The organism is Fervidobacterium sp. (assembly GCF_059913585.1).
The window spans coordinates 118,615-127,077 of sequence record NZ_DBOLZL010000010.1 but is presented as its reverse complement, the minus strand read 5'-3'; the positions used below and the strand labels follow the sequence as shown (position 1 = coordinate 127,077).

At 38.7% G+C, this 8,463-nt stretch carries 3 protein-coding genes and 1 CRISPR repeat array; of the genes, 2 read left to right on the top strand and 1 reads right to left on the bottom strand.

The window, feature by feature from the left end; translation table 11 throughout:
- Positions 1 to 41 precede the first annotated feature (41 nt).
- Positions 42 to 1,476: direct repeats of the CRISPR family, unit length 30 nt; unit sequence GTTTCCATCCCTCATAGTCACTTCTAAAAC.
- A 474-nt stretch (positions 1,477 to 1,950) separates the two neighbouring features.
- Entirely contained in the window at positions 1,951 to 6,645 is a 4,695-nt protein-coding gene (locus AC3M61_RS02705; protein ID WP_500779389.1) for a HEAT repeat domain-containing protein, read from the bottom strand.
- 204 nt (positions 6,646 to 6,849) lie between these two features.
- Here AC3M61_RS02705 and AC3M61_RS02700 point away from each other — a divergent pair, with 204 nt between their 5' ends.
- Positions 6,850 to 7,845: a hypothetical protein gene (locus tag AC3M61_RS02700; RefSeq protein ID WP_500779388.1), complete on the top strand. Its 996-nt coding sequence runs from the start codon at positions 6,850 to 6,852 to the stop codon at positions 7,843 to 7,845.
- A gap of 43 nt (positions 7,846 to 7,888) precedes the next feature.
- Positions 7,889 to 8,449: an ECF-type riboflavin transporter substrate-binding protein gene (locus tag AC3M61_RS02695; protein WP_500779387.1), complete on the top strand. Its 561-nt coding sequence runs from the start codon at positions 7,889 to 7,891 to the stop codon at positions 8,447 to 8,449.
- Positions 8,450 to 8,463 lie beyond the last annotated feature (14 nt).

The following is an 8,463-nucleotide window of genomic DNA, read 5'->3' as shown; positions in this document are numbered from 1 at the left end:
AACTATTCGTGAAGAATAGTAAGATAAAAGGAGTGCTTTAAGTTTCCATCCCTCATAGTCACTTCTAAAACTATTGAAAAAATTACAGATTGGAGTGATGGAAGAGTTATGTTTCCATCCCTCATAGTCACTTCTAAAACGCAATGAAATTGTATTTGGAAATGGAAAAAAGTGTTTCCATCCCTCATAGTCACTTCTAAAACAGATTATTTTTAGCATATTGTATTCTATCCGGTCTATCATCTGTTTCCATCCCTCATAGTCACTTCTAAAACCTTGTGAAGCAAGAGAAAGACAAGTATTACGTGGAATTCCCATTGTTTCCATCCCTCATAGTCACTTCTAAAACTTATGGCAATACGTGGAAAGTTATGAAATGGATTTACACCGACTGAGTTTCCATCCCTCATAGTCACTTCTAAAACGGGCCACTAACACAGCTTCTTTTTCCTGGGCATTCTCGCCCAGGTTTCCATCCCTCATAGTCACTTCTAAAACCGGAAGGGACACCCGCCCCACGTCGTGACGGTAAAAGAAATGTTTCCATCCCTCATAGTCACTTCTAAAACAAGTGTTACTAAAGTCTGAGAACTCTGAGAACTCGGATGGTTTCCATCCCTCATAGTCACTTCTAAAACAGTAGAACAGAACGTGGAACGCTAAAACTTATACCAAGTGTTTCCATCCCTCATAGTCACTTCTAAAACGAATTAATATTTCCAGTTAGCGAGGACAACATAGAGATTATTAGTTTCCATCCCTCATAGTCACTTCTAAAACTCAGAAGAGATAGACCGGATAATAAAAAGTTTAAGTTTCCATCCCTCATAGTCACTTCTAAAACAGTTATTAAAGTTACTCGGACTCAACAATAAAGGATTAAAGTTTCCATCCCTCATAGTCACTTCTAAAACTGTATGATTATGCGGACCTAATTCAGTTACAGGGTAAGGAGGTTTCCATCCCTCATAGTCACTTCTAAAACAAATTCTGTTTTGACATCCCACTTACCACAGACGAGGCGCTACGTTTCCATCCCTCATAGTCACTTCTAAAACAGTATGGTGTTTAACTACTGCGTGAATGTAGGAAAACTGTTTCCATCCCTCATAGTCACTTCTAAAACTTGAATTTTTAACTTTTAATAACGTTTGTTTTAAAACAACAGAAAGTTTCCATCCCTCATAGTCACTTCTAAAACTGATAAGCCGGCTTAGGATGTATAACGAAGAACAGAGTTTCCATCCCTCATAGTCACTTCTAAAACATATGTAAACTGGATAGAATTAACATTGCCAGTTAACGTTTCCATCCCTCATAGTCACTTCTAAAACCAAGGTAAGTACTGGTTTCTTGTAGATGGTTCGAATGAAAGGTTTCCATCCCTCATAGTCACTTCTAAAACCTTGTTTTCAGGTGGTCGTGGTGGCGGAAAGGCCACCCGACGTTTCCATCCCTCATAGTCACTTCTAAAACCCGTAAAACCCTTATAGATATTATACCACTATTTTTGTTAAATTTGACAGTTACATTTGTAAAAATTAAAAACCTCGTGTTTATGCCTTTTTAAGTTAATCATGACCGGAAACTATCCCCCGAAAAAATGGCTAAATTTTGTGATTTTACATAATCGTTACATATTGGTTTTGAAAAGTCTTGATTTCAAAAGCCTTTGGGAATAATGTTAATAGTTTATGACGCTTTTGGGTCCGAAGTGCGGCTTTTTATGTTTAGTTTATTATGCATTACCGTTTTTGTTGTATTACTTTATAATTAACTTAGTTCCCAATATACCAATGGAAAAATATATTTTTAATCCGCTATGTCTAGAGGAATGGTTACAAATGAGAACTACTATTTTCTGTTGCAAAAAACAAAACTAAATATTACTATTGGTATAAATACTCTCAGGTTTTATCATCTTAAATTTACCTATGCTACCTTTTGAAGCTATTGATTTTCCTCTAACCACTTTCTCCAGATTTCGTATTCCAAACCGAATTTTTTCCCTGAGATTTCTTCAAGCACTTCGGATATTATCTTTTTTGTATTTTGGTCTTCAGTCTTAAGTTTTTCGATAATAACCTCCAAAGCTTTCCTGTTTCTAAAACCTGCAAGAGCCTGTACTGCTGCTCTTTTAACATTCAGGCTCGCGTCGGCAATCATTCCGCTAAGAAGTTCTATAGCCTTTTCTGGCTCGTGCGTTGCCAACTTTGATATCCCCCAAACAGCCGCTTCCCTTGTTTCTGAATTTTTGTTCCTCAATGATTCACTTAACACATTGAACGCCTCTTGACCGCCAATTCTTCCTATTGCTTCTGCCGCCGACCGGCGTATTGTGTAGTCTTTGTCAGCTAAGTGTTTTGCCAAAACTGGTATGGCTTTTTGGCTTCCAATTTCTCCAAGCGCTTCAATTGCAAACCATCTGACGCTGAAAACATTGTCGTTTACTGCTTCCATCAACGATTTGACTACAGATGTCCCACCAATTTTCTTCAGTGCCTGCACCGCCAACCACCTTACGTTTGGATCCTCATCTTTGAGAAGTTTTTCTATTTCTTCAAGCACACTGAAATCACAAACACGTAGCAGTCCTTCTTGAGCTTTGAATCTAACTTCTAAGTCTTCATCTTTTAAAGCCCTGATTAGTAGCTCAACCGACTTTGGAGTGTCTATTTTCCAAATTACCTCAACTGCTTTTTTTCTTACCTCAACATCTTTGTCATTAATTGCTACTTCCAATCTATCAAGAACACCCGCATCAGCTAGTTTTCCAAGCACTTCCAATACGGCTATTTTAACTTCCGAGCTTTCATCATTGAGCATATCCACAAGGGCATCGACTACCGTCTCGTCACCTATCATTCCAAGTGCCTCTACAACTGTTTTACGAACTTTCCAATCCTTATCTTTTAGAACTTCTATCAATGCATTTGCTGTGCTTGAATCACCTATCTTTCCTAGCGCTTCAGCAGCAGCTCTTCTTACATAGGAAGCTGGGTCTCTCAACGATTTTATTAACTGGTCAACAATTGACCATCCACCAAATTTTGCAAGTGCTTGAACACTTGCCAGCCGTACCCACGAATCTTCATCATTCAAGGTTTCGATTAATGCTTCCAAAAGTCCGGGGGTTTGAGAATAGCCTATTGTGTAAAGTGCTTCTGCTGCAGCTTTTCTAACTGCCGAGTTTTGATCTTTGAGTAGCTTAATGATTTCAGTTACTATTCCTGAGTCTTCTATTTTCTCTTTTTCTGCTATATTTTTTACAGCCTCAACACCAGCTTTTCGGACTCTCCAATCTTCGTCGTTTATGGCTGTAAGCAAAAATCGCAAAGCTTCTTTCTTTCCTATAGTGTCAAGCACTTGCACAACTGCTAAGCGTATTTCTATATTTTTGTCTTTCAGTAAATTCCCGACAGCATTTATTAATTGTTCGTTTTGGTATTTTCCAAGAGCTTGTAGTGCCAACAATTTGATTTCGGCACTTTGGTCATCAAGCATTTGTATAAGAGGGTCAATTGTGCTTTCGTTATGTATATTTCCTAATGTTTTAACTAACGCCAAACGCACGCCCAGGTCTTTATCCTTTACTAACTTTGCCAATTCCCCAACTGCTTTCGGGTGCGCAATTTTGCCAAGTGATTCTACCGCCGTCTTACGAACTGCAGCATCCTCACTTTTTAGAGCTTCGATAAGTGCATCAACTGCCTGAGAATCTTGTGAAAAACCAAGAATTTCCGTAGCCACAAGCCTTACGGAAAGGTTTTTGTCTTTTAAAAGTTGAATCAACACATCGGTTACAGGAAGCCCTGATTTTGTAGCAAGCTGAAGCTCTATCTTTGCACTATTTCTTACGTGATAATCTTCATCTTTAAGGGCTTCGGCAAGCAGTTCGTAAGCTTCATGGATATTTGCTTTTCCAACAGAACCGAGCGCTTTAACGGCAGCCTCACGAATAACAAAGTCGCTATCTTTCAAAGCACGCCTTAGGTATTCTATTGCGTTTGAACTTCCGATTTCTCCTATCGCCCAAATTGCCGCTTTTCTTACTTCAGGAGCTTTATCGTTTAACATAGCTCCCAGATGCTTTAAAGCGGTTTGTGCTTTTATCTTTCCTAAGGCTTTGACTGCTGATTCTCTCAGGGATTGATTTTTGTCTTTCAGTAGTTCTATTAATGTTTCTATTGCTTTAGGTGTTTTCATCTCACCAAGCACAAAAATAGCTCGCTGTCGTAGGTCTTCATTTAAACTATCATCACAAGCCATTAGTATTAAGATTTCCTCATCTTCTTCTTTGAACGCAGCCCCCTTCTTGGAGGGCTCCATCGGCATTTCAGTTGCTTCCGTCCCTAAGACTGATGAGAAGGCATTAATAAGTCCTTCAACGGTTGTCAATCCTTCCTGTCGAACTTCTCCTTTTTTGTATTCACCACTAGCTTTGTTGCCCTCAATTGTTAGAACTAATAATTCTTGGAGGACTTTTGAGTCTCCAATTTTGCTAAGTGCATCGACAACCGCCATTCTCACACCTTTATCTTTGTCTTTCAATGCTTCTAAGAGTGCATTTACAGCTTTTTTACTTCTTATTAATCCAAGAGCCTCGGCTGCAGCTTTTCTAACATCAACAGAAGAATCATTCAAAGCTTCGATAATGAAGTTAATTACAACTTCATCACCTATCTGCCCAAGTGCATGGATTGCAGCTTTTCTCACTTCTGGTTCTTTACTTTTCAATGTAGCAACAAGATTGTCAACACATTTTTTGTCTTTTATTTTTCCGGTTGCTTCGATGGCTGCTAATTTCACAGCAATGTTCTCATCTTCGAATTTTTTGACAAGAAAATCAACAGCTCGTGGGCTTCCAATCTCTCCAAGTGCAAAAGCAGCAGATTCCCTAAGTTCTGGGTCACTATCATCTAAAAGTTTTATAAGAGTCTCAACCGAACGCTCATCACCCAGTTGACCCAAAGCCAGTATTGCTGTTTTTCTTACGGAATGTTCTTCTCCAGAATCGATAGCTATATTAATCAATAAATTCAAAGTCCTAATATCACCAATTTTTCCGAGAGCTTCAACAGCTGCTTTGCGGATGTTTGGATTTTCATCACTTATCATACTTACAATCGCGTCAACTGATTCAAAATCCCTTATGTTCCCAAGAGCTCTTATTGCAGCTTCTTTGACTGAGTTCTCTTCTTTTGGATTTTCCAAAATTTCAATGAGCGGTTCCAAAGCCCGGCTATCGCGCAGTTTTCCGAGAGCCTCTGCAGCTGCCTCTCGAACGCTCGCGATATCATCTTTGAGCCTTTGTAAAATAGGTTCTACAGTTCGGTAATCACCTATTTTCCCGAGAGCTTCTAGTACTGCCTTCCTGACGTTTGCAGATGGGTCCTGAAGTAATTCAATAAGTTTTTCAACAGATTCCAAACTTCCCAACCGTCCAAGCGTCTCTGCAGCTGTCATTCTTACCCACGAATCTCCATCTCTGAGCGCTTCAATAAGTGCAGGAATAGAAGTTTCATCACCAACAATCTGCAAAGCCTCAACTGCAGCTTTTCTCACTTCTGGTGATTCGTCCTTGAGCAACTCGACAAGGTATGGTGTGGCAGAGGGATTATTTGTGTTTCCAAGAGCCGTGGCAAGTGCTTTTCTAACTCTCCACTCACTGTCTTTCAGAGCTATCGAAAGGTATTCAACTGCTTTTTCATGCCCAATACTTCCTATCGCCTGAACCACAGCAAGTCTAATTCCAACATCTTTGTCCACCAATAGTTTTGAAAGAGGTCCGATAGCTCGTTGGTCTTTTATTTTCTCCAACGCTTGAACAGAGCGCAGTCGAATATTAGGATTTTCGTCGTTTAACGCCTTGAGCAAAGCTTCAAAAACCGTTTCATTGCTTACATTTGCAAGAATATCAACAATCGCGGACCGAATTCCCGCATCCTTATCTTCTAACAAAAACAGCACAGTTTCATCAATAGGAAGCCCTGAACGAAGTGCGTTAAAAAGCGCAACTTTGGCAGATGCACGCACAACAGGGTCACCATCTCTCAAAGATAGAGCTATCGGAGGGACCACCTTTGGGTCCTTCATTTTTCCGAGCGTTTCTATGATTAGCTTTTTCAAATCCGAGGGAGAGTTTTGGAGGATTTCAACCAAGGCAGGGATAAATTTTGGGTCACTCACATTTCCGATGGCTTTTATCGCTGCTTTCTTTCTGTTGAGATTCTTTTCTTTTAAAACTGCAAAAAGTATATCGCTTCCTTTTATGTAGGATAATATTTCCAAAACAATTGCCTCAAACTCAAACGTAGGCAGTTGCCCTTTTGACTTAGCTGAAAGGTCTATTGTGAATTTTGAAACCCACCTGTTCCCCTTTTCTTCGAATGTCACTGTCCCATCAATTTTATTATTTTTTTCTTCAGCTTGTATGATTATTCTGGCATCAAACTGACTTGACTCTTGTCCAACAACTTTTAAATCACCGTAAGTTTTCAGTAAATCCCTTGCGATTTTAAAATAATCTAACGTAGGCTTGCTGAAAATACCAAATGGTTTTTCTCCACCCTTTTCGGCTGCTATTATTTGGACAGTTCGTATGCTTCTGCTTTTCATATTCTTTTCCTCATCGGAACCACTCATATAAATCATCTCCCAGAATTTTGAGATGAAGCTATCTTGAACCAAATGTACTAACACTTTGTCTGGATTAGGGAAACTAATTTAGTAATACTATTTTACCATGATTGCTTGGGAAAGATGATTTTTAAAAATAGAATACCAAGACGTGCTATAATTTAAGTAAACAGTTGGTTTATTCTCGTAACACTTTAGGGGGTTAACCACATGCTGGATCCGCGATATTATCTTATATCCGTTTCAAACAAAGAAAATCTAGATCTCTGTATAAAATACAATCTTGCAGGATTTCCCAGCAGTCGAAATGGTCTTTGGACATTCTTAGATATTGATGTTGGGGATTACGTTAGTTTTCTGTATGGTGCTCGAGTTAAAAACCTTTATAAGGTAATAAGGAAGATCGCATATAAAAATGCAGAGAGTCTTCCACCATGGAAGCCAATAACTTTCAGAGAATCTGGTAATACATACACATTTCCGTATCGGTTAGAGTTAAAACTTGAGCGTGAATTTGACGAAAGTATGGTACGTCCGGAATTTGCGTATGTTGCAGAAGATCTTTTGCTTAGAGGTGGGTATAGGAAAACTCATTTTCAGGCCGATGCAACAACTTTATCTTATGTCTCTACCCTGGGAATATCTCCACATAATTCTATCAAATATGAAAATTCAGATACATTCAAATTTTCTGATTTAGAATTTGTTCCTAAGATTCTCTTTTCCAACGCAGATTCAGATTACGAAGATAGCAATTACACTGTAACAAAATTCAACGAAAATATCCTACAATCTTTGCTTAAAAGAAAACTTAATTCCATACTCAAAGATGTTCTGAGATATTTTGGGTCAGATAAAAACCCGGACGAGTTTGAAATTCTCAGTGAAAAGGCTTTATCAAGAGGTTTTATAGATTTGTTTATTAAACTCAAGCATCCCGTTGGAAAGAACCAATACATACTGGTGGAAGTCAAAAACAGGAAAGCGAGTAGCAAGGATTTTGAACAAATAACAGAATATATAAAGGATTTTGACAAAGAAGGAGAGTTATTAGGTGGCATAGTTATTGCTTCGGATTTTCCAAGTAGAGGAAAGTTAGATACATTAAATATTCTGAGAGTTAAATTCTTTTTCCGCAATCTCGACGAGAGTAAAGAATACTGTTATCAAGATCTTCTAGATAAACTGGAACTCACTATCGTTTAAAATGATTCAACCCTATTTTAAAGATCAAAGGAGGTAGAGGGGTATGAAAAAGTTATTCAAGTTTTCAACAGCGACGGTTGTTGCATCTGGTATTGGTGCTGCGATTTTTATGCTTTTGTTTATGTTCGTGAAGATTCCTTCTCCAGTTCCTCAAACAAGTTTCATGACCGCCTATGGATTCGCCCTTTTCATCGCAACCCTTTATGGTCCTATAGCTGGTGGACTCTCAGCATTCATAGGTCATGCCCTTAGTGACGCTATCCAATACGGCTCTCCGTGGTGGAGTTGGGTCATCGCAAGTGGTATCGCAGGTTTCATATATGGTTTGTCATATAAGTTTACAAACATTGAAGAGGGCGAGTTTACAGGTAAAGACATTTTAAAAGTAAACGTTTTCCAAATTATTGGAAACGTTATCGCTTGGCTAATTGTTGCCCCTGTACTTGATATCGTTATATACGCCGAGCCAGCTGATAAGGTCTTCATCCAAGGTGTAGCTGCTACAATAATGAATATTATCAGTGCCGGTGTCATCGGAACACTTTTACTCATAGCCTACGTAGCGACAAAACCAAAGAAAGGAAGCTTGAAGAAAGAAGAATAAAACTTTTGATTTCA